This is a genomic window from Marinifilum fragile JCM 15579 (assembly GCF_001310955.1).
In the GTDB taxonomy this organism is placed as follows: domain Bacteria; phylum Bacteroidota; class Bacteroidia; order Bacteroidales; family Marinifilaceae; genus Marinifilum; species Marinifilum fragile.
In genome coordinates, this window is sequence record NZ_BAZX01000007.1 from 113,119 (window position 1) to 134,242 (window position 21,124).

Annotated in this window: 22 protein-coding genes and 1 pseudogene; 12 read left to right on the plus strand and 11 right to left on the minus strand. The window is 35.3% G+C overall.

The genetic code is table 11. The features are described 5' to 3' along the window. Together JCM15579_RS07900 and JCM15579_RS07905 are read left to right on the plus strand one after the other, a co-directional pair. Complete coding sequence (locus tag JCM15579_RS07900; protein ID WP_054718249.1) at window positions 1–3,267, plus strand: ABC transporter permease; 3,267 nt, start codon at window positions 1–3, stop codon at window positions 3,265–3,267. Between the two features lie 215 nt (window positions 3,268–3,482). Then, window positions 3,483–5,087, plus strand: a complete 1,605-nt coding sequence (locus JCM15579_RS07905; RefSeq protein ID WP_054718252.1) for a fumarate hydratase — start codon at window positions 3,483–3,485, stop codon at window positions 5,085–5,087. A 102-nt stretch (window positions 5,088–5,189) separates the two neighbouring features. Here the strand turns inward: JCM15579_RS07905 and arfB are convergent, their stop codons facing one another. Together arfB and trpB are read right to left on the minus strand one after the other, a co-directional pair. Continuing rightward, on the minus strand, window positions 5,190–5,609 hold the full coding sequence (gene arfB, locus JCM15579_RS07910) for an alternative ribosome rescue aminoacyl-tRNA hydrolase ArfB (protein WP_054718255.1): 420 nt from the start codon (window positions 5,607–5,609) through the stop codon (window positions 5,190–5,192). A 92-nt stretch (window positions 5,610–5,701) separates the two neighbouring features. Then, window positions 5,702–6,904, minus strand: a complete 1,203-nt coding sequence (gene trpB, locus JCM15579_RS07915) for a tryptophan synthase subunit beta (RefSeq protein WP_054718258.1) — start codon at window positions 6,902–6,904, stop codon at window positions 5,702–5,704. Window positions 6,905–7,261: 357 nt separating this feature from the next. On the opposite strand from trpB, the gene JCM15579_RS07925 reads away from it, so the two are divergent. The 9 genes from JCM15579_RS07925 (at window position 7,262) to JCM15579_RS07965 (ending at window position 12,461) form a co-directional block, all read left to right on the plus strand. Then, entirely contained in the window at window positions 7,262–8,026 is a 765-nt protein-coding gene (locus JCM15579_RS07925) for an SDR family oxidoreductase (RefSeq protein ID WP_157471392.1), read from the plus strand. Between the two features lie 108 nt (window positions 8,027–8,134). Then, window positions 8,135–8,482, plus strand: coding sequence for a DUF134 domain-containing protein (locus JCM15579_RS07930; RefSeq protein WP_245625853.1), 348 nt, complete (start codon window positions 8,135–8,137; stop codon window positions 8,480–8,482). Between the two features lie 61 nt (window positions 8,483–8,543). Beyond that, window positions 8,544–8,861: a NifB/NifX family molybdenum-iron cluster-binding protein gene (locus tag JCM15579_RS07935; protein ID WP_054718266.1), complete on the plus strand. Its 318-nt coding sequence runs from the start codon at window positions 8,544–8,546 to the stop codon at window positions 8,859–8,861. A gap of 12 nt (window positions 8,862–8,873) precedes the next feature. Then, complete coding sequence (locus JCM15579_RS07940) at window positions 8,874–9,053, plus strand: DUF5320 domain-containing protein (RefSeq protein ID WP_054718270.1); 180 nt, start codon at window positions 8,874–8,876, stop codon at window positions 9,051–9,053. Window positions 9,054–9,085: 32 nt separating this feature from the next. Beyond that, window positions 9,086–9,424 (plus strand): NifB/NifX family molybdenum-iron cluster-binding protein, encoded by a 339-nt coding sequence (locus JCM15579_RS07945; RefSeq protein WP_054718274.1) that lies wholly within the window; start codon window positions 9,086–9,088, stop codon window positions 9,422–9,424. A 15-nt stretch (window positions 9,425–9,439) separates the two neighbouring features. Then, entirely contained in the window at window positions 9,440–10,285 is an 846-nt protein-coding gene (locus JCM15579_RS07950; RefSeq protein ID WP_054718276.1) for a damage-control phosphatase ARMT1 family protein, read from the plus strand. A gap of 4 nt (window positions 10,286–10,289) precedes the next feature. Next, window positions 10,290–11,165: a P-loop NTPase gene (locus JCM15579_RS07955; RefSeq protein ID WP_054718279.1), complete on the plus strand. Its 876-nt coding sequence runs from the start codon at window positions 10,290–10,292 to the stop codon at window positions 11,163–11,165. Beyond that, window positions 11,158–12,042 (plus strand): P-loop NTPase, encoded by an 885-nt coding sequence (locus JCM15579_RS07960; protein WP_054718282.1) that lies wholly within the window; start codon window positions 11,158–11,160, stop codon window positions 12,040–12,042. The genes JCM15579_RS07955 and JCM15579_RS07960 overlap by 8 nt, the downstream gene beginning before the upstream one ends. Further along, window positions 12,039–12,461, plus strand: coding sequence for an acyl-CoA thioesterase (locus tag JCM15579_RS07965; RefSeq protein WP_054718286.1), 423 nt, complete (start codon window positions 12,039–12,041; stop codon window positions 12,459–12,461). The genes JCM15579_RS07960 and JCM15579_RS07965 overlap by 4 nt, the downstream gene beginning before the upstream one ends. Window positions 12,462–12,745: 284 nt before the next feature. Here the strand turns inward: JCM15579_RS07965 and JCM15579_RS22120 are convergent, their stop codons facing one another. From JCM15579_RS22120 to JCM15579_RS21870, 3 genes and pseudogenes are all read right to left on the minus strand, one after another. Further along, window positions 12,746–13,297 (minus strand): SulP family inorganic anion transporter, encoded by a 552-nt coding sequence (locus JCM15579_RS22120; protein WP_306305812.1) that lies wholly within the window; start codon window positions 13,295–13,297, stop codon window positions 12,746–12,748. Next, window positions 13,289–14,081, minus strand: a pseudogene (locus JCM15579_RS21865) (SulP family inorganic anion transporter); the annotation flags it as partial. The gene JCM15579_RS22120 and the pseudogene JCM15579_RS21865, both read right to left, overlap by 9 nt. Before the next feature lie 23 nt (window positions 14,082–14,104). Beyond that, window positions 14,105–14,371, minus strand: a complete 267-nt coding sequence (locus tag JCM15579_RS21870) for a SulP family inorganic anion transporter (protein ID WP_218186106.1) — start codon at window positions 14,369–14,371, stop codon at window positions 14,105–14,107. A 303-nt stretch (window positions 14,372–14,674) separates the two neighbouring features. Between JCM15579_RS21870 and JCM15579_RS07975 the strand changes: the two genes are divergently transcribed. Beyond that, the gene (locus JCM15579_RS07975; protein WP_054718289.1) at window positions 14,675–15,895 is read left to right on the plus strand and encodes a threonine/serine exporter family protein; all 1,221 of its coding nucleotides are present in this window, start codon (window positions 14,675–14,677) and stop codon (window positions 15,893–15,895) included. 37 nt (window positions 15,896–15,932) lie between these two features. Here JCM15579_RS07975 and JCM15579_RS07980 read toward each other — a convergent pair whose 3' ends face one another. The 6 genes from JCM15579_RS07980 to JCM15579_RS08005 all read right to left on the minus strand — a co-directional run bounded on the left by JCM15579_RS07980 (window position 15,933) and on the right by JCM15579_RS08005 (window position 21,102). Beyond that, window positions 15,933–16,394, minus strand: coding sequence for a nuclear transport factor 2 family protein (locus JCM15579_RS07980; RefSeq protein WP_054718292.1), 462 nt, complete (start codon window positions 16,392–16,394; stop codon window positions 15,933–15,935). Between the two features lie 190 nt (window positions 16,395–16,584). Next, window positions 16,585–17,304: a sulfite exporter TauE/SafE family protein gene (locus JCM15579_RS07985; RefSeq protein WP_054718295.1), complete on the minus strand. Its 720-nt coding sequence runs from the start codon at window positions 17,302–17,304 to the stop codon at window positions 16,585–16,587. A 3-nt stretch (window positions 17,305–17,307) separates the two neighbouring features. Then, window positions 17,308–18,267, minus strand: coding sequence for a YeiH family protein (locus JCM15579_RS07990; RefSeq protein ID WP_054718298.1), 960 nt, complete (start codon window positions 18,265–18,267; stop codon window positions 17,308–17,310). A gap of 73 nt (window positions 18,268–18,340) precedes the next feature. Beyond that, the gene (locus tag JCM15579_RS07995) at window positions 18,341–19,228 is read right to left on the minus strand and encodes a LysR substrate-binding domain-containing protein (protein ID WP_054718301.1); all 888 of its coding nucleotides are present in this window, start codon (window positions 19,226–19,228) and stop codon (window positions 18,341–18,343) included. 3 nt (window positions 19,229–19,231) lie between these two features. Further along, window positions 19,232–20,665, minus strand: coding sequence for a serine hydrolase (locus JCM15579_RS08000; RefSeq protein WP_054718304.1), 1,434 nt, complete (start codon window positions 20,663–20,665; stop codon window positions 19,232–19,234). Further along, the gene (locus tag JCM15579_RS08005; protein WP_054718308.1) at window positions 20,662–21,102 is read right to left on the minus strand and encodes a MarR family winged helix-turn-helix transcriptional regulator; all 441 of its coding nucleotides are present in this window, start codon (window positions 21,100–21,102) and stop codon (window positions 20,662–20,664) included. Before JCM15579_RS08005 ends, JCM15579_RS08000 begins: the two co-directional genes overlap by 4 nt. Between the last annotated feature and the right edge of the window lie 22 nt (window positions 21,103–21,124).

Consider the following 21,124-nt stretch of genomic DNA (forward strand, 5'->3'; position numbering starts at 1 on the left):
ATGAATAAAACGAAATACATCCTCAAAAGTTTGTGGTATTATCGAAAGCAGCATTTGGCTGTTTTGCTCGGAACAATTGTAAGTACGGCAGTATTAACCGGAGCATTGATTGTTGGTGACTCTGTAAAAAATAGCTTGCATGAACTGGTGAATTTGCGTTTGGGCAAAGTAGAATATGTCATGACAACTGGCGATCGTTTTGTTCGGGCAGAATTAGCAAATGAAATTGCAACTGATCTGGATGCATATGTGGTTCCTGTTTTGCAGACTGATGGTATAGCGGTTCAACCCGAAAGCAATACAAGAATCAATAACATTCAGGTTTATGGTGTTGATGCTTCTTTTGACAATTTATCCAATACGCAGGTTTATAATTTAAAAGCAGATGAAGCCTGTCTGAGTGCAAATCTTGCTGACAGAATGAATGTAAAGCAAGGCGATACTTTTTTGTTGCGACTCAAGAAAGCAAGTGTAATTCCTGCCAATGCTCCTTTTGTATCCGATGAAGACCAGAATATTGCTTTAAGACTAAGAGTAAAGACTATATGTGATGATTCACAATTAGGTAGATTTAGCTTGAAGAGCAATCAGGTTGCTCCATACAATGTATTTCTGTCAAGAGAGTTCTTAGCAAAAGAGTTGGAATTGGAATCGGTATCCAATTTGATTTTAGTTGCTTCCAATGGTTCAAAAGAGCTGGATTTGCAGCAATTACAGGAAAGCTTGTCTGAAAACTGGAAATTGGAAGATGCCAGTTTGAAAATTCAAAGCTTGGAAGAAAATTCTCAAGTTGAGTTGATATCTGATCGGGTTTTTATTGATACGCCAATTACTGATTTGGTTCATGAAATTTCGGGTAAAAAAGAGTATGTACTAAGTTATTTTGTGAATAGCTTGCATGTAAATGACAGGGAAACACCATATTCTTTTATCACTTCAGTTGACACTTATCAAATTAAAGAAAATGAAGTTGTTATTAACTCATGGTTAGCCGATGATTTGAACGCTAAAGTTGGGGATGTGCTTCAAATTAAATACTACACAATTGGTGCTTTAAGACAATTGGTGGAAGAATCGAGAGCATTTACCATTAAGGATATTTTACCTATTACTAATTCGCATTGGGGTCAATCCATGATGCCATCATTTCCTGGGTTAACTGATGCAGGTTCATGTAGTGAGTGGGAAGCAGGTGTTCCCATTGATTTTTCAAAAATCAGACCCAAGGATGAAGATTATTGGAAAAAGTACAAAGGAACTCCAAAGGCATATATCTCATCGAATACTGCCATTAACTTATGGAGTAACAAATACGGGACTTATACTGCTGTAAGATTTGATTCAAAGAATGATGTCAGATCGGAAATTCAAGATTTGATTCATCCGGATTTATTGAATATTGGTTTTGCAGATGTTAGAAACGAAGGGAAAAGAGCAGCCAACAATATGGTAGATTTTGGTGGTTTGTTCCTAAGCTTAAGCTTCTTTATTATTGCGGCAGCAATTCTGCTTACCATTTTAATCTATTCTTTGAATCTGGATAACAGAAATGAGGAAACAGGCATTCTTCTTGGCTTAGGTTTCAACAAGTCGAAAATTATTGCAATTCGAATTTACGAATCGATCATTACAGTAATCCTTGGAGGCGTTTTAGGCGTATTGTTGGGTATAATTTACAACAAACTAATTTTGTCAGCATTGAATTCTGTTTGGCAGGATGTGGTGCGAACCAATATGCTGAGTGTTCATTTGGATATGAGTACATTGATAATTGGATTTGCTTCAGGTGTGATTATTGCTATAATATGCATCGTATTTGTAACCCGAAGAAAGGTGAAACAATCGGTTATAGCTCTGATTAAAGATGTTCATCAAGAGAATCTTATTGGTAAAAAGTCAACCTACTCTATTTGGATTGCTTTGTTTTCATTGCTATTGAGTATTGCCATTATAGCCTATTCATTCTCATCATCTTTAGAACAAAATGCTGAATTGTTGCTATCTGCAGGAGGTTTGTTTTTAGTATCTTTTTCTGCATTTGTGCATAATTATCTAAATGGAATCGGTACAAAACTCAGCAATCATACTCCAAGTTTAAAAGACTTATCGGTTAAAAACGCTGCACGAAATGTTAAGCGCAGTCTGGCAATTGTTGTGTTGTTGGCATTGGGAACATTTTCAGTCTTAATAACAGGAGCCAATCGCAAAACATTTCAGGATTCGGAAAATTCCAATCAATCAGGAACTGGTGGATATGAATATTGGATTGAAGCTACTCTTCCAATCTTAAATGATTTAAATACGAGCGAAGGTCAGGAAAAAGTTGGTTTTTGGGAAGGCGATTTGGATGAATCTGTGAGATTTGTGCAGTTCAGAGCGTTGGAAGGAGATGATGCGAGTTGTTTGAATTTGAATCAGGTTAGTAAACCAAGAGTATTGGGGTTTAATACCACGGATTTTGAATATCGACACTCCTTTAGTTTTGCAAAATTGCTTCCGGAAGTGAATAAAGAGAATCCTTGGAGTGCCTTAAATCATAATTTTGGGGAGGATGTGATACCGGCCATTGCGGATCAAACTGTGATATTGTGGGGCTTGAAAAAAGCAGTAGGAGATACCTTGGTTTATCAGAACGAATATGGAAAGGATGTAAAGCTATTGCTTGTTGGAGGTTTGGCAAACTCCATCTTTCAGGGTAATATTTTGATATCAGATAGCTTGTTCCAAAAGAACTTTCCATCGGTAAGTGGTTCTAAAATTATTTTGGCTGAATGTCCTAAAACGGATTCCTTGTTTATGGACAATTTTGAAGATAACCTGCAGGACTTTGGAGTAAGAGGAAGTAAAACTTCGGAAAGAATGGCTGCTTTCTATTCTGTTGAGAATACCTATTTAAGTATGTTCATGATACTGGGAGGTTTGGGTGTAATTATAGGAACAATTGGTTTGGGAATTGTTTTGTTAAGAAATGTATGGGAACGCAAAAAAGAATTGGCTGTACTAAGAGCTATCGGTTATACTGAAAGAAATATCTTTAAACTCTTGTTTAGTGAAAATTTGTTTTTATTGCTGCTTGGTTTAGCGGGTGGAATCCTATCAGCACTAATTGGTGTGCTGCCTTCTTTGTTTACCAATGCTTTTCAAATGCCATACCTGTATGTGTTATTGCTTATTTTGGCCATTACCATTAGTGGCTTAGCATGGATTTATATACCTTTAAAGGTGATTCGAAGACAGAATATCATTGAGTCCTTACAAAATGATTAATTAATATCAGCTAATTGCTTGATGTGGACATAAGGATCAACTTTGTGTTATCAGTTTGATAAAATTAGCTTTGTGATGGAGCATTGGTAATTCGTATGTTTAAGGGCAATGTTATAGAATAGCCTTTTTAATAGATTGAGGAATTCATTTTGTTTTATCTTTGTCTGTATACTTCATTAAATAGAAATAACACACAAAATTTAAATTATCATATCATGTCCGATTTTAAATATCAGAAACCATTTCCGATAACAAAGGATACTACAGAATATCGTTTGTTGACTAAGGATTATGTATCAACCATTGATGTTGACGGAAGAAAAATTCTTAAGGTTGATCCTAAGGGGTTAGAGATGTTATCTAAAGCAGCATTCTCTGATGTTTCTTTCTATTTACGTCCTGCGCATCTTGCAAAATTGCAAAATATCTTAAAGGATGATGAAGCTTCAGATAACGATAAATTTGTTGCTCATACCATGTTAATGAACCAAGTAGTTGCTGCTGATGGTCAGTTGCCAACTTGCCAGGATACAGGTACTGCAATTGTTGTAGCAAAAAAAGGTGAAGATGTTTACACTGGTGCAAATGATGCAGAGCATCTTTCAAGAGGTGTTTATGAAACTTATCAGGAAAGAAACCTTAGATATTCTCAAGTTGTTCCTTTCACCATGTTCGAAGAAAAGAATACTGGTAACAACCTTCCAGCACAAATCGATATTTATGCAAATCAGGGAAGTGAGTATGAATTTTTGTTCTTAACCAAAGGCGGTGGATCAGGAAATAAAACTTTCTTGTATCAGCAAACCAAGGCTCTTTTGAATGAAGAGAATTTAACCAAATTCATCAAGGAAAAAATTAAAGATCTAGGTACTTCTGCATGTCCTCCATATCATTTGGCTTTGGTAATTGGTGGTACTTCTGCTGAAGCAAACCTTGCTACAGTTAAAAAAGCATCTACTGGATATTTTGATCATTTGCCAACAGAAGGTAATGAAGGTGGTCAGGCTTTCCGCGATTTAAAATGGGAAAAGAAAGTAGAGCAAATCTGTCGTGAAAGTGAAATTGGAGCTCAGTTTGGTGGTAAATATTTCGTTCACGATGTGAAAGTAATTCGTTTGCCTCGTCACGCTGCTTCTTGTCCGGTTGGTATCGGTGTAAGCTGTAGCGCAGATAGAAATATCAAAGCAAAAATCAACGAGGATGGTATTTTCCTAGAGCAATTGGAGAAAGATCCAGTAAAATATTTGCCAGAAGAAGCTCCTGCAATGAAGGAAGCTGTTGATATCGATTTGGATCAGCCAATGGAAGACATCTTGAAGGAGTTGACCAAGTATCCAATCAAAACTCGTTTGAATCTTTCAGGAACTATGATTGTTGCCAGAGATATGGCACATATGAAAATTCAGGAAATCTTGGATGAAGGCAAAGAGATGCCTGAATACTTCAAGAATCACCCGGTATATTATGCAGGACCAGCTAAAACTCCGGAAGGAATGGCTTCAGGTAGTTTCGGACCAACTACTGCAGGTCGTATGGACCCATATGTTGACGTGTTCCAAAAAGTTGGTGGTTCAATGGTTATGGTGGCAAAAGGTAACCGTTACCAATCAGTAACCGATGCTTGTAAAGCAAATGGTGGTTTCTATTTGGGATCAATTGGTGGACCAGCTGCTGTATTGGCTAAGAATAGCATTAAATCAATCGAAGTGATCGATTTCCCTGAATTGGGAATGGAAGCGGTTCGTAAGATTCGTGTAGAAAACTTCCCGGCATTTATTATTGTTGACGATAAAGGGAATGATTTCTTTGCAGATATGTAAAACCAGAATTAATATATAAAATGAAAGCTTGCATTTTATGCAAGCTTTTTTTATGAATGTCAATAGCTTATTGCTAACTGTTCACTGATCACTGATCACTGTTCACTGTAAATCAGGTTTTTTTCTACTTTCCTTCTTTTTCGAAAGTTGTTGTTTATCAGTCTTTCGTTTTTCAATAGAAGCTCTTGTTGGACGTGTTTTCTTCCTTGGCTTTACGGGTTTTAAAGCCAATTCTATCCATTGGTAGAATTTTTGAATCACAATTTCTTTATTCAAAATTTGGGAACGTTCTGTTTGAGCAGTTACCGATAATATTCCTTGACTATTGATATGGTGATAAAGTTTTTTGAAAATGGTTTCTTTTTCTTCCTGTGAAAGGATGCTTGAATCAAACACAGAAAAACGCAATTCTACTTTTGAATTCACCTTGTTCACATTTTGTCCCCCCGGACCACTGCTTCGCGAAGTGATAAATTCAAATTCTTTGCTCAGATCTTTTGAAAATTTATAGTCATCTTTCATAGTAAGTAAAGATATATTCAATATTTGAAATAGAAAGAGATCGTATAAAAAATGCTGCCCATTTGAGCAGCATTTTGACATATTAATGAACTTTATTCAGGTAATCCATATTTTTCAACTACAAAGTCAAGATCTTTGTCGCCACGACCACTCAAATTTAAAAGAATGGATTGACGAGGATTGGCCTTTGCCAGTTTCAATGCATACGCCACTGCATGCGAGCTTTCTAAAGCTGGAATAATTCCTTCCGAACGGCTTAGTTCATAGAATGCATCAATACACTCTTTGTCTGTAACAGAATGGTATTCTACCTTATTCCAATCCTTTAGCATAGAGTGTTCTGGTCCAACTCCAGGATAATCCAGTCCGCTTGCAACAGAGTAAACAGGATCAGGTTGACCTTCTTCATCTTGCAAAAGGTAACATTTAAAACCATGAATAATACCAGGTTTACCAAAAGTTAAGGTGGCAGCATGCTCTCCTTTATCGAATGATCTTCCAGCAGGTTCAACACCATGCAATTTACATTCCTTATCTTCTAAAAATGCAGAGAAAATTCCCATTGCATTACTACCGCCACCAACACAGGCAACAACATTATCTGGCAGTTCTCCGGTCATTTCCTGAAATTGATCTCTTGCTTCAATTCCAATAACTCTTTGGAATTCTCTTACCATCATTGGAAATGGGTGAGGACCAACAACAGAACCAATACAATAAATCGTATTAACAGGATCTTTTAAGTATGATTGAAATGCTGAATCAACAGCTTCTTTAAGAGTTTTTAAGCCATGAGTAACGGGAACAACTGTTGCTCCTAATATTTTCATTCGCATCACATTTGGATGCTCTTTGGCAATATCAACTTCACCCATATGGATTTCACACTCTAAACCAAAATAAGCAGCAGCTGTGGCCAAAGCTACACCATGCTGACCAGCTCCGGTTTCTGCAATGAGCTTTTTCTTACCCATGTATTTTGCAAGGAGAGCTTCTCCCATACAATGGTTCAATTTATGTGCTCCAGAGTGATTTAAATCTTCTCTTTTAAGATAGATTCTTCCACCATATTTATTGGATAATCTATTGCAATAATATACTGGAGTGGGTCTGCCTTGAAAATGCTTGCGAATACTTCTTAATTCAGAAATGAACTCATGAGATTTACTGATAGAGTAGTATGCATCATTAATTTTCTGCATCTCTGCATTTAACTCATCGGGAATATAACTTCCTCCGTACTCTCCAAAATATCCTTTATCATCAGGATATGTCTTAAAATAGTTGCTCGACATGTATTAAAATTTGGTTAATAATATTCTGTGGTTTTTAGTTATCAGCACAAATATAGCAATCGGAATTTATTTTGTTTACAATTACATACTGTTGTATAAGAAAAATGCAATGTCTCTTAAAAACTTCCAGCCCGGAATGCCATTGGAAAAGATTATAGACTACTCGCACCCGGATAAGAAATCGCAGAAACATTGCACTGATGACAAAGGTAAAAAAATAACGATTCATCACATTTATCTTGTAGTATTGATTTTTACTGAATTTTCTAAATAGTGTTTAACGACTTATTTACATTGCAATTGGGTATCAATATTTGTAATTTGTATAGATTCAATTTAAATAAAACGGAGGTTGCGATGAATGAATTAAAAGTATCCCCTAAAGGGAGAGTTGCTTTTGTAAGTGGGGCAAATAGAGGAATTGGAAGGGCAATAACCATTGAATTGTTAGAAGCGGGAGCAAAAAAGGTTTATGCAGGTGTTAGAAATATCAAGTCTTTAGATGATTTAAAACCAGAATATGGAGAGCGATTGGTACCAATTTTATTAGATCTGAAAAATGATAAGACGATTATTAGGGCTACAAGACAAGTAAAAGATGTTGAAATTTTAGTTAATAATGCAGGAGTGTATGATGCTAGTGGTTTTTTTTCGGATGATACATTAGATAGTTTATCTGATAATTTTGAGGTAAATGTTTGGGGATTGGTAAAACTTAGTACTTCCTTAATCGATCATTTGTTGAACAAACCATTTGCAGCTATTGTAAATGTTTCTTCAGTATTGGGTTTGGCAAGCATGCCGATTGCAGGCACTTATTCAGCCTCAAAAGCTGCGGTTCATAGTATTACTCAAGGAATGAGAGGGGAACTTCTTAATTCGAATGTATTAGTCATGGGAGTTTATCCTGGTCCGATTGATACGGATATGACCAGAGATCTTGATATGGATAAAGATTCTCCACAAAATGTGGCAAAAAATATCATAATGGGATTAAAACGGGGACTGGAATATGTATTCCCTGATATGATGTCGAAACAGGTTGGTGAATTGTACCTTACAGAGCCAATTACCATCGAAAAGCAGTTTGCTCATTTTGTTTCCGAAGAACAAGAAGCCTAATCAAGAATATAAAATGTTAATGAAGAGATCAGTATTGATCTCTTTTTTTGTGTTAAAAAATTTGCGAAATGAGAATATTCTCAATAAGTTTGTTTTAAAATTACTGATATGCCACGACGTACAAGATTAAGAAAGGTTGTAGAACCTCCACGATTTAAAGGATATAGACCTTATGGTGTAAATTCAAAAAGACGAGAGTCTATTGAGTTGCTTTATGAAGAATACGAAGCCATTAAGCTGGCGGATTACGATTTGATGAATCATAAGGAAGCAGCAGAAATTATGGGGATTTCACGTCCTACTTTTGCCAGAATCTATGAAGCAGCAAGGCGAAAAATTGCTCAGGCCTTGGTTGAAACAAAAAACATTAAAACAGTATATGGCAATGCATTATGGATAAAGATTGGTTTGTATGTAACAAATGTCACGCTCGTTTTAACATTCCTAAAACAATGACAAGTGATAAATGTCCCGCATGCAATTCCAATGATATAGAATCTTTAAATAAATAAGACCGATGAAAACAATAATAACAGCAACAGGAAAAGGAGAAGAGCAACTATTTGATTTGCGTTTTGGACGTGCAGCTTGGTTCTGCATTTACGATGATGCAACAGATAGCATGGAGTTTTTCGAAAATAAACACGTAGATGCTCCATCAGGGGCAGGAGGTAAAGTGGTAGAAGATGTTGTTGAGTTGGGAGTGTCAAGAGTTATTTCAGGAGATTTTGGACCTAAAGCGAAAGATTTATTGGAAAAATTCGATATACAAATGGTGATTCTGAACGATGATCGCAAAACAATTAAAGAGATTGTAGAGAATTTTAAATCATAAAAACAATTTGTTATGCCACGAATGGATAAAACCGGACCCGATGGAAATGGTTGTAGAACAGGGCGCGGATTAGGAAAATGTCGAAGTAAGGATGACGGAACATTATTAGATAAACTTGGTAAGGGCTTAGGCTTAAAAAGAAGAAGTGGCGGAGGAGTAGGAAAGCAAAGAAGGATAAAAAGCGGCGAATAAGTAATCTCTAAAAAGAACTAAAATCATAAACAATGAAGAAAAAAATCGCAATACCAGTAAAGGAAGGCGTATTAGATTCGCATTTTGGACATTGTAGCCATTTTGCATTAATTGATGTCGAAGAAAAAGAAATAATTGCAGAGGAGTTGGTTGAAGCACCTCCACATGTACCAGGAAAATTGCCTCCATTTTTGGCTAATCTTGGAGTAACCGATGTTCTTGCTGGTGGAATGGGGGCGAGAGCCATTGAAATATTTAATGCCAACAATGTAAATGTTTTTGTGGGTGCTCCTGCATTACAGGCAAAAGAGTTGGTTACCGGGTTCTTAAATGAAACCATTGAATTTAATGCTAACTGTTGTGATCACTAATTACCTTAGTTTAATATGAATTCGGAATGTTTAGCTTGTCAGGCTAAAACAATAAATCATATTGCAAATAAATTCGGATCAGATAAGAAAGCGACTGCTAAATTTAAAGAGGAAGCAAATTACATTGTTGCCAATAGTCAGTCGCTTCCTACTCCTTATTCTGGTTTGTTACTACATCGTCTGGCAAAGAGAATTTTTAAAACCGAGAATTTATATGCCAACGAAAAGCTAAAGGCAAATAAACTTCTTCATCTTAATTATTCGTACTGGAAATCTCTTGTTTCAAAATCTGAAAATCCATTGCATTTAGCGGCAAAGTTGGCTGTGATTGGCAATATTATTGATTATGGAGCTCATTCAGTCCCTGATGATATTGTATCTGAAATTAATCATCTTTTAGACAAGGAATTCGCATTAAATGAGAGCGAAGAAATGTTTGAGGTAATAAAGAATGCCAAAACTGTTCTATACTTAGGAGATAACGCTGGAGAAATTGTTTTTGACAAACTCTTTATTGAGACTTTAAATCATCCTAACTTAACCTTTGTGGTAAGAGGCGAACCAATTATCAATGACGTTACTTTCGAAGATTCTCAGTTTGTAAAAATGGAGGATGTGTGCAAGGTGATCTCTAATGGACATGATGCCCCTTCAACTCTATTGGAAAATTGTTCAAGAGAACTCCAAAACTTATACAGAGATGCTGATGTGGTTATATCCAAAGGGCAAGGGAATTTGGAAGGCCTTCTGAATGAGAAAAGGGACAAGTTGTTTTTTATGCTAATGGCAAAATGTGATTTAATAGCAGCTAAGCTTGGAGTTAAGAAAAGAGATTTAGTGATTAAGCAAAACAAGAAATAGAATTATGAGCTATAAAATAGCCGTATGCAGTGGCAAAGGAGGAACGGGCAAAACAACCGTTGCGGTTAATCTTTTTTCAACAATACAAACGAAGTGGACAAAAAATGTACAGTTAATCGATTGTGATGTAGAGGAGCCTAACGATTTGCTATTCTTTAAGGATGCTAAAGTAATTAACCGCTCAATAGTAAATCAGCTTGTTCCTGTAATTGATGAATCGCAATGTACTTTTTGCCGCAAGTGTGAAGAGTATTGTGAATTTAATGCCATATCAATTATTCCATCGGTAAAATATGCATCAGTTGATCCCAACATGTGCCATTCTTGTGGTGCTTGTTTGCATGCTTGTAGGTTTGGTGCAATTCAAGAGCAACAACATCCCATTGGAGAGTTAACCAACTATTCCAGAGGAAATCAAACTGATATTCTTGAAGGAAGTCTGAAAATTGGCTCTCCAATGCAGACAAAAATCATAAAGGAGTTAAAGGTGAATGCAAGTGATGAATCGGATATTTTAATTTACGATGCACCTCCGGGAACAAGTTGCCCGGTTGTAGAAACTGTATCCGTTGCAGACTTTGTTATTTTGGTGACTGAGCCTACACCTTTTGGTCTTTACGATTTGCGTTTGACTGTTAGTTTGATGAAGGAAATGCGGAAAGACTTTGGAATTGTGGTAAATAAAGCAGGATTGGGTGATAGAGAGGTTTATGCTTACATAAAAGAGGAAGATATTGAATTGCTGGCAGAAATTCCATTTAATCGAGAGTATGCCGGTCAATATGCACAAGGTAAACTTCTTTCTGATATACCACCTCTAATAGAACAGGAATACCTGAAACTGGCAATTTATCTGAAAAACAGAATGCATCATGATTGAAATAACAATATTAAGTGGGAAAGGCGGAACTGGTAAAACTGGCATTACAGCGGCTTTTGCAAGTTTGGCTAAGAATACTGTTTTTGCAGATATCGATGTTGATGCACCAGATTTACATCTGATTTTGAAGCCGGAAATTAAGGAAGAGAATCAATTTTTGGGTGCAAGAATTGCCACAATCAATAGACAAGTATGTACCAATTGTGGTTTGTGTAAAAAGGAGTGTAGATTTGATGCAATTCACTATAGAGCAGAAGGAGGTTTGGAGATAAATCCTTTCGAATGCGAAGGATGTCGTCTTTGTGAAAGGATCTGTCCTGTTCAGGCAATCAGTTCAGAACACAGTACCAACAATCATTGGTATGTTTCCAATACTCGATTTGGAACCATGTTACATGCTAAAATGGGGCCAGGAGAGGAGAATTCAGGAAAGTTGGTTACTACGGTAAGAAAAAATGCCAAGGAAAAAGCACGTGAACAAAATGCTGATTTTCTTTTGAATGATGGTCCTCCGGGAGTTGGTTGTTCTGCAATTGCTTCACTTACAGGAGTTGATAAAGTGATATTGGTAACTGAACCCAGCAAATCAGGTTTTCATGATGCCGTAAGATTAATTGAACTGGTTCAGAAGTTTAATATCGCATTGTATGCAGTGATAAACAAATGTGATATCAATTCTGAAATCACGAAGCAAATGGAAAGCTTCTTTCTTACACAAGGCATTCAACTTTTAGGAAAAATTCCATTTGACGAAGATATGGTGAATGCCATTGTAAATCAAAAATCAATCATTGAATATCGACCAGATTCGGAAATTGCCGGGAAGATTGAGGAAATGTGGAACAAAGTAACTGAACCAATTAAAGAATTAAAATGATAGAAGGAGAGTGTCTAATAAGACCTAGATATGGAGAGGTTGATCAGATGGGTTATGTGTACCATGCCAATTATGTAGATTACTGCCATTTTGCGCGAACCGAGTTGATGCGATCATTTGGGATAAATGATAAGGTGTTGGAAGAGAATGGAATAATGATGCCGGTAATTGAAATGAATCTGAAGTATAAAAAGCCGGTAGGTTACGATGATGAAGTTAGAATAATTACCAGTATTCACAACATGCCAGATACCAGAATGAAATTTGACTTTAGATTCGAAAACTCGAAAGGTGAGACAGTCTGTTTGGCTAAGACTACAGTTGTTTTTGTGGATAGCAGTAATCGAAAACCTAAAAGAGTTCCTGCTATGATAAGTGAAGCTTTACAGTCTCGAATCCTGCAAGGTCAAGATTTTTAATTGAAGAGATCAAGACCTTTTCCTAAAAACATACAGACTTGTCGAAAAAAAAGTCAAGACTTTATTTTTTTAGGTCAAGACTTTTTTAAAAAACATCTAGACTTTATTTTAAAATGTCTTGATATTATTTGTTAATTACTTGAATTCAATTAAAAATATCCGTCAAAGAATTTGAAAATATAAGTGTAGTAGCGTGATCATGTCCTTAATATTTGGGTTATAGGCATGATTAAAAAAAGCAGGATCAATTGATCCTGCTTTTTACATTAAACACCAACTTGGTATTATAATTTTTCTTTAGCTCTTTTAAGTGCTTCTTCAAAATTGTCACAAATGTCCTTCTCAGAAATATAGTCGGCAATTTCACATCTTTCCAGCTCAAGTCTTACCTCTTTATTTACGCCAGACAATATGATCTTTGTTTTACGATCAGATAGATTTTTAATTATTTCTGAAAAATTTCTAATCCCAGTAGCATCAATAAAAGGAACGTGTCGCATTCTAATGATTAAAACTGAGGTAGAATGCTTTAGTTCTCTTAAAGTTTCCTGATATCTTTTGGCTGCAGCAAAAAAGAAAGGACCACTAATTTCATAAATTTCTATCTCTTTTGGGATAAGATTGTAATTCTGAATTTCATCAGATTCAGTCTCAACAGGCATCACACCATTGATTTTAGACATGCGATACATGAAAATCAGGGCAGCTAAAACAATTCCAAACTCAATGGCTACAGTAAGGTCAACCAATACGGTAAGGAAGAATGTAGTTAGTAAAACGATTATATCGAAACGCGATCCCCTTAAAATAGATCGGAATGAACGCCATTCGCTCATATTGTATGAAACAACAATAAGAATACCAGCTAAACATGACATTGGAATCAGTTTTGCCCATTTTCCAAATACCAACATGATCAGTAAAAGCGTTAGGGCATGAACAAGTCCTGCAATAGGAGTTCGTCCGCCATTTTTTACATTGGTAGCAGTTCTGGCAATGGCACCTGTTGCAGGAATTCCACCAAAAATAGGAGAGAAGATATTGGCAATACCTTGGGCAATAAGCTCTGTGTTCGAGCGATGATTTCCACCAATCATACCATCAGCAACCACTGCTGAAAGCAGGATTCAATTGCACCCAAAATGGCAATGGTTAGCGCAGGCTGAAAATAGTTGTGCACCAAGCTCCAATCGATATTTGGCATGTCAAATGAAATAGAGTTAGGTATTTCTCCATATATCGATTCTATGGTATTTACAGGCAATTCTAAAACCTGAACCAATACAGTCATAGTGATAATGGCAATAAACGATCCTGGGATTTTCGGGATTAGTTTCCCGGCATACAGACTTATTAAAATGGTTCCAATACTAATGGCAACAGCATAGATATTAATACTATCCAGATTTGAGAAATAACAAAGCCATTTTTCAATGAATTCTGAAGGAACAGAATCAATATCTAAGCCAAATGCGGCCTTAATTTGAGTAGAAAAAATTACCAAGCAATACCAGATGTAAAACCAACAATCAAAGGATGTGGAATAAACTTTAGGACTGCACCCAAGCGAAGTAAACCAAAGAGAACGAGTATAATACCTGCTAGAAAGGTAGATATCATTAAGCCATCTAACCCGTACTGACTTACAATACCATAAACAATAACGATAAAGCTCCTGTAGGTCCTCCAATTTGAACTCTACTACCGCCTAAAAACGAAATTAAAAATCCGGCAATAATTGCAGTTATCAACCCTTTTTCTGGTGAAACACCAGATGCCACCGCAAAAGCAATTGCCAACGGAAGTGCCACAATACCTACAATTATACCTGCGAATAAATCTTTTTGAAAAGATTGAGAATTATAGCCTTTTAAAACTGAAAACAGTTTAGGCTTGAAGATCGATTTCATTGAAAATTGATATTAATTAAGCTGCAAAAGTAATGCTAAACAGCTCTCGTTGTTCTCTGTTATTGATAAATTTTCAGATTAGTGCTTAAATTTTATTTACGGATAAAAATATCTGTAATTGTTTGGTTATTAGGTGTGATTTCTAGCTTTTTGATCTATTGTGAATTAGATAAAAAAAAGATAAGCTTGTATAAATAAAAGCAAGGGTAAAATAAGATATTTACGAAAGAGATTTAAATTGTATTTTTGTGCGATTTTTGATTACAATAGCCGTAGTGGCTGTTTTAAAATGGTAAGAGAATAATGCAAATACCTCAGCAATACAAATTTATTGTGCAACTAGGGAAAGCACTTCATACTTATGGAGTGCCATCATATAAATCACAGATATATTTAAGCGAAATTTCCGAAAAGAAAGGAATTAAAGGCAGTTTTATGGATACGCCTACCTGGATTAACTACGTATTTTACGAGGAAGATGATCATACCTTCAACTATGTGGAATGTGTGCCTCCTGGAGAACTGAATCTGGGTGCATTATCTAAAATCGTGGAAATCACCAATAATGTATTGTCAAATAAAATTAGTTTTGAAGAAGCCAAACAGGCCATTGAGAACATAAAAACCGCTCCTTTGGGTTATGGTAAGCTAATCGAGCTGTTTGCATTTATGACATCTGCTGGAGCCTTTAGTATTATTCTAGATACAAGTTGGGTTTCTGCACTTCTTGCATTTTTACTTGGGGCAGTGGTATATGGAATTACCTTATTTGCACAAAAATCTAATTATGTGCGCAGTACATTGGAATCACTTGTTGCATTCACAGTTACCATAATAACTGGTTTGTTGGCCTTAAAGTTTGAGCAGATTAATATCTCCATGACAATTTTGGCGTCAATTATTGTTTTTATTCCAGGATTATCCATCACAACGGCATTAGAGGAAATCACTTCTCGTAGTTTGGTTTCCGGAACAGCAAAACTCTTTGACGCGTTGGTATCTTTATTCAAGCAATTTTTTGGTGTTGTTCTTGGACTTGCAGTGCTTTCCAGCTTTGTTGATTTGAGTCCTAATGATGTAGTAAATGATGTTCCAAATTGGATAGATTATTTTGCGATAATATTACTTGCCTTAAGTTTATTGCCTGTATTTAAAGTACGCCCCAAAGACTTGTTGTTTTGCGTGATAGCTGGATTTGCAAGTTACTACACCACAACTTTATTTGATTTTACAGGTATTCTAATTAGTATTTTTATCGGAACAATTGTAGCGGTAAGCTGTAGCAAACTATTCAGCAAAATTACAAAAGCACCAGAATTGGTTTATTTGGTTCCAGGAATAATTATGCTGGTTCCAGGAAGTAAAGCATTTATTGGATTGAGCAGTGTGTTTTTACACGCAGGGAATTCTTACAGCAATATGGGAGAACAAATCCTGTATATTTTTATGGGAATTATTGGAGGGTTAATTTTTTCAGGTAGCTTTATTGATAGAAGAAACAACATTGTGTTGAATACAAAATAAAAAAGGAGAAAGTTGAATGCTTTCTCCTTCATTATCTTTATTTCTTTTCTGGAAACTTATAGTAGATTTTATTTACCATTTTCCATCCATTGGAAAATTTGTATAGTGAGATATAATCAGCGTAAGTTAGTTTTTTGCCAATATAGAATTGAATCTTTGCTACTGCTGCATTGCCAGTAATATCGATGTTCTCGAATTTAACACTAACTTTTTTATCTCCGGTTCGTGGAAATTTTCCGTCAGCCTTTTTCTTTTTGGTTTTCTTTTTCCACTCTTCAATCGGCAAACTCCACATGCTATTGTTTTCGCCAATCCCAATTAATCTAAAATCGGGATGGATTCCGGAATCAATTTTATCTAAATCACCTTCATTTTGAAGACCATCAACATAAGCTGTTTGAATTACTTGTTTAATTGCCTCTTTTTCTTTTTTAAGATCCTGTGAGAACAATCCAGAACTTAGCATTACAGCTATTAATAGAAACAAAATCTTTTTCATTTTTTTTGACGTTTTAGGATGAGTAAAATAATTGGTGAAGTTTGAATGATGGTAAATAGCAGAATCATTTTGAGTTTATAAATATAAGACAATTCAAGATTTGTTACAAAGAAATTTTTTTAACTCTAATAGGTATTCAGGAATCAGCAAATGGCTTACTTCACGCTATATTTTTAGTTGTTAAAAACGATTAACGAATTAACAACAGAAAACAAGAAATCAATGTAAGTAGGATGTTGATGGTGCGAAAGCTTTTTATTGGCATAATACCATTAAAATATTTGCCAGCTATGGTTCCTGCTAACAGGATGGGAGAGAAGATCAAAGATAACTTTAAGACCTGAGGAGTGAGCCATCCAACCTGATAGTAACCTACGATTGCAATTACTGCTGTTACTACACTAAACCATGCAAATATCTCCCTAAACTGTTTATTGTCTACATTTGCTCTATTTAGAAACAGGGCCAAGGGAGGTCCGCTAATCGAAATAATTCCGGTTATTGTTCCAATAATAGCACCAACAATTGGATACACATATGCAGGCAAAATAGCATGTCTTTTGTTGCTTTTGATAAAAGATAATAGGGTGATCACCAAAAATACCACTCCTGAAAAATGAACCAAACGATTGGCATCAACATACTTTAAAAGAAATACCCCCGTAAGTGTAAAAATCCCTCCTGAAAGGATTAAGGAAATAGATGCTTTATCAATTAATTGTTGATTTTTCTTCTGCAAGATGATAAACACTGAGGCAACGAGATTACAAATCATGAGAACAGGGATGATTTCTTTGGGTTCATACCATGACAATAGAATCGGTAAAGAAATTAGTGCAAAGCCAAAGCCGCTTACTCCTTTAATTAAACTCGAAATAATAACAGTCAGAAAAATGTAGATGTTTGGCATGACTTAATGAATTAGAAAGAACAATGAACCTGCTGCTATCACTCCCCAAAGAATAATTCCAAGTGCAAAACTTTTAACGCCTGATTTTCTAATTTCACTAACACTGATATTTGAACCGATCAGGAACAAAGCAATCAGCATTCCACGTTTGCCTAGCCAATTAAAGTGTTCGTAACTTGTTTGGTAAGTGGGAAATATATTGGCAAATACAATGGCAAGAACAAATAGCAAAATAAACCAAGGAAAATGAATCGATTTCTTTTCCCCATTTCGATTCATGAATGCGACAATCAAGGATAATGGGATGATCCATAAGGCACGAATAAGTTTAACAGTGGTGGCGACTTGTAAGGCTTTTTCGCCATAGATTGCTCCAGCACCAACAACAGAGCTGGTATCGTGAATGGCTATAGCAGCCCAATTGCCAAAAGTTTCCTGGCTTAGCCCTAACTGATGTCCAAGAAAAGGAAATAATAGCAATGCAATTGCGTTTAGCACAAAAACCACAATAAGAGCAAAGGAATTTTCGTAGTTTTTACTATTAAGAATGGGGGCGACAGCCGCAATGGCACTACCTCCGCAAATTGCGGTTCCACAAGCAATAAGCAGACTAATGTTTTTTTCTACCTTAAGCAGTTTTCCCAGAAATATACCCAGTAGCATTACAACCGTTACCGAAATTGCAGTTTCAAGAAAACCATCCTTCGATGATGAGATCACGGCAGACAAACTCATTCCAAACCCCATTAAAACGATAGATACCTGAAGTATTTTTGATGTGTAGTGATGTATGCTTTCATGTTTTATTCCCAGAAATGAAAATACCAGGCCAACACACAGTGCTATAGCCGGGGATATAAACGGCATAAAACATAAATAAATAATAATTAAATAAGGCCAATTGAAGTTCTTTGATTGATTTCCAATGGCAATAGTGCTTTTTAGAGCTTTAATCGCGTTCATACTAATACTTTTTGTTTACAAAAGTATCAATTTGATATAATCAAAGCAAATACTGAATAGTTATATTATATAACTATAAGTTATAACCTGATAGGAAATTTTCAAACAATTCAACCTGTCTGCTTTTGTGTCCCATTTTGTAAGCAATTCGAAATTGGCGAGGGATATGTACCCCTGTTACCTTTATTTCCACAAGTGTTTTCATATACAATTCAGTTTTAACTGCTTGTCCTGAAACAATTGCAAGTCCATCAAAATCAAGCAAAAAGTTCTTAATCGATTCAGTACTACCCAAATGAATGGGTACGTTAAGATCCTCAAAATCCAGGTTTTGTTTCAACAAAGCTTCTTTAATTACCTCAAGCGTACCCGATCCTTTTTCCCTTAGTACAATAGGAAACTGAAGCAAATCATTTTTACTTATGGCTTTACGTTTGGAATAGATGCTATTTCCACCAGTTACGAAAATCAGTTCATCATCAAGAAAGCTTTTGTATCGTATGCCTGATTGAGAAGAGTGATTTTCAACCAAGGCAATATCAACCTTATTATTTAACAAAAGCTGCTCCATGTCAAAAGAATTGCCATTGATAAGGTGAATATTTACTTTAGGGTAACGCTTGTGAAAAGAGGCAATGGTTTTGGGAATAAGATATTGCGATATAGTTGAACTGGCCCCAATAATAAAATCACCCGAAATATCATGGTTTAACTGGCTGATTTCAAATTCAAGTTCTCGATATTGCTGTTCAATCTGTTTGTATGAATTATATACAATTTTCCCCTTTCGGGTAAGGAAAATTTTATTGCCTTTACGCTCAAATAAATTTGTATTGAATTTGATCTCTAATTCCTTGATATGTTTGGTTACTGCCGGCTGACTAATGTTTAAATCATTTGCAGCTTTAGAAAAACTTAAGTTTTCAGCTACAGCAATAAATACCGTATCGCGATAATCCATTTTTTATATTTTAAGTAATTCGGTTAATTTTTCTTTTGCATTTTGATTTTCGGGGTTCAATTCTAAACTTTTTCGGTAATTTTCTATGGCCTTTTTAATTTGTCCATCTTTCATATAGGCCTCTCCTAAAGAATCATAAGCATCATAAGATTCAGGAAAAGATAGTGCTTCAAGTGTAAATAAATCTATTGCCTTTTTATAGAAACCTCTTTTTATCATTTCATAACCTTTTGCATTCAAATGAATTTCAGAAATTTGATAATTGGAATCTTCTGCCAATATTTTAGCTTGCTTAAGATTGTCATCCAAACAGGTTTGAACAACGTCTTTAGTGAAAAAATAATTATCCAACTTTTGAGTTGTACCAGAAAGGGTTTTTTCTATAAAAAAACGAGCATCAAAAAAACCTTGGTCTAAATCCTTATTGGTTAAAAGTATCACAATGTAATTTTGTTCTTCAAAGACTCTCCATTCGGCTCCCACGCCATAATGCCCACCACTATGTCCATAAATTCCCGAACCTTTTGCACCGGCAAATTGCATTCCGTATCCGTACCAATCACTTTCAGGTTCCTTTTTCATGAAATTTGTTAAGTCGGGTCTTAAAAGTTTATTGTTCTTGAAAGCACTTGCGAATTTATACAAATCATCAATAGTTGAATATCCACCACCGGCAGGACCACCTTTTGCCGAACCCATAAAGATTGTTTTTTGAAATTGATTGGGATAGATGTCTGACAACGTATAGTTTTCAGCTGTGTTTTCAATGTTGAGGTCAATATCAAAATCGCCTGTGTTTTCCATTGTTGCAACGGAGAAAATATGCTTTTTGATATAGTCTTCATAAGACATTTTACTAGCGACTTCTATAATTCTGCCAAGAACAATATAATTGGTGTTTCTGTAAGCAAATTGCTCATTTGGTTTAAACTCTAACGGTTTATTCTCGTATAGCTTTTCAAGGCTCTCCAGGGTTCTAAATTGATCTTTTGAGGTATTTAGGTATGTCTCTGAATGAAAATAATTAGGCAATCCACTTTTGTGTTTGAGCAATAGCTCAACGGTTATCACATCCCTTGCTGTTTCATTAGCATAGTCAGGAAGAAATTTTCCGATAGGATCTTGTAATGATAATTTTCCTTCTTGAATTAGCTGAAATATAGCAACTGCTGTGAATGATTTACCAATAGAAGCATAAGAAAACTTGGTTTCTGTATTGTTTTTAACTTTATGTCCCAAATGTGCAAACCCATAAGCTTTTTTGAACATGACCCTATCATTTTTAGCAATTAAAACCGCACCGCTTAATCCTTCTAAAGCCTCTAAATAGTTTGCTATTTCAGTTACTTTAGGGTCTTTAATCGAAAAGGAATTTGATTTCTTGTTTTTACAAGAACAGAGTACTATTAGAATTAATAAATAAATGAGTTTTTTCATTTTTTAGATTTACAGTTTTGGGTAATTTTATTTAATGTCTTATACATCTGTTCCAGTTCTTCATGCGAAACGTTGTTTAAGGCAACTTCTCTGTTCCTTTGAATCATTGGTTTGAGCTTTTCTAAAATAGTTTTCCCATTTTTAGTAATTTCCAATTTTGCTTTTCGTTTATCTTGATTATCAACTGTTTTAATCAAATAGTCTTTACTGACCATTAATTTTACAATACGAGTCATCGAAGCATAATCCTTAAAAACCATATCTGCTACTTCAGTTTGAGTTTTATCATTGTTTTCCAGTATTAGTAGAATCAATGCTTGATCAACAGTAATATTAGGCACGATTTGAGAAATATTGTGCTGACTTAATTTGCGATATGCCTTTATAGCTTCCTCAATAGAATAGAGAGCTGTGTTGGTGGGTGTTTTAAAATTCATAATTACTTGATATATCAAACAA

Coding starts and splice junctions, on each gene's coding strand:
- JCM15579_RS07985 (WP_054718295.1), bottom strand. CDS start 17,304: ATGCCAAACATCTACATTTTTCTGACTGTTATTATTTCGAGTTTAATT.
- JCM15579_RS07975 (WP_054718289.1), top strand. CDS start 14,675: ATGCAAATACCTCAGCAATACAAATTTATTGTGCAACTAGGGAAAGCA.
- JCM15579_RS07925 (WP_157471392.1), top strand. CDS start 7,262: ATGAATGAATTAAAAGTATCCCCTAAAGGGAGAGTTGCTTTTGTAAGT.
- JCM15579_RS08000 (WP_054718304.1), bottom strand. CDS start 20,665: ATGAAAAAACTCATTTATTTATTAATTCTAATAGTACTCTGTTCTTGT.
- arfB (WP_054718255.1), bottom strand. CDS start 5,609: ATGAAAGATGACTATAAATTTTCAAAAGATCTGAGCAAAGAATTTGAA.
- JCM15579_RS07990 (WP_054718298.1), bottom strand. CDS start 18,267: ATGAACGCGATTAAAGCTCTAAAAAGCACTATTGCCATTGGAAATCAA.
- trpB (WP_054718258.1), bottom strand. CDS start 6,904: ATGTCGAGCAACTATTTTAAGACATATCCTGATGATAAAGGATATTTT.
- JCM15579_RS07950 (WP_054718276.1), top strand. CDS start 9,440: ATGAATTCGGAATGTTTAGCTTGTCAGGCTAAAACAATAAATCATATT.
- JCM15579_RS07955 (WP_054718279.1), top strand. CDS start 10,290: ATGAGCTATAAAATAGCCGTATGCAGTGGCAAAGGAGGAACGGGCAAA.
- JCM15579_RS21870 (WP_218186106.1), bottom strand. CDS start 14,371: ATGAAATCGATCTTCAAGCCTAAACTGTTTTCAGTTTTAAAAGGCTAT.
- JCM15579_RS07980 (WP_054718292.1), bottom strand. CDS start 16,394: ATGAAAAAGATTTTGTTTCTATTAATAGCTGTAATGCTAAGTTCTGGA.
- JCM15579_RS07960 (WP_054718282.1), top strand. CDS start 11,158: ATGATTGAAATAACAATATTAAGTGGGAAAGGCGGAACTGGTAAAACT.
- JCM15579_RS07905 (WP_054718252.1), top strand. CDS start 3,483: ATGTCCGATTTTAAATATCAGAAACCATTTCCGATAACAAAGGATACT.
- JCM15579_RS07965 (WP_054718286.1), top strand. CDS start 12,039: ATGATAGAAGGAGAGTGTCTAATAAGACCTAGATATGGAGAGGTTGAT.
- JCM15579_RS07930 (WP_245625853.1), top strand. CDS start 8,135: ATGCCACGACGTACAAGATTAAGAAAGGTTGTAGAACCTCCACGATTT.
- JCM15579_RS22120 (WP_306305812.1), bottom strand. CDS start 13,297: ATGAGCGAATGGCGTTCATTCCGATCTATTTTAAGGGGATCGCGTTTC.
- JCM15579_RS07945 (WP_054718274.1), top strand. CDS start 9,086: ATGAAGAAAAAAATCGCAATACCAGTAAAGGAAGGCGTATTAGATTCG.
- JCM15579_RS07900 (WP_054718249.1), top strand. CDS start 1: ATGAATAAAACGAAATACATCCTCAAAAGTTTGTGGTATTATCGAAAG.
- JCM15579_RS07935 (WP_054718266.1), top strand. CDS start 8,544: ATGAAAACAATAATAACAGCAACAGGAAAAGGAGAAGAGCAACTATTT.
- JCM15579_RS08005 (WP_054718308.1), bottom strand. CDS start 21,102: ATGAATTTTAAAACACCCACCAACACAGCTCTCTATTCTATTGAGGAA.
- JCM15579_RS07940 (WP_054718270.1), top strand. CDS start 8,874: ATGCCACGAATGGATAAAACCGGACCCGATGGAAATGGTTGTAGAACA.
- JCM15579_RS07995 (WP_054718301.1), bottom strand. CDS start 19,228: ATGGATTATCGCGATACGGTATTTATTGCTGTAGCTGAAAACTTAAGT.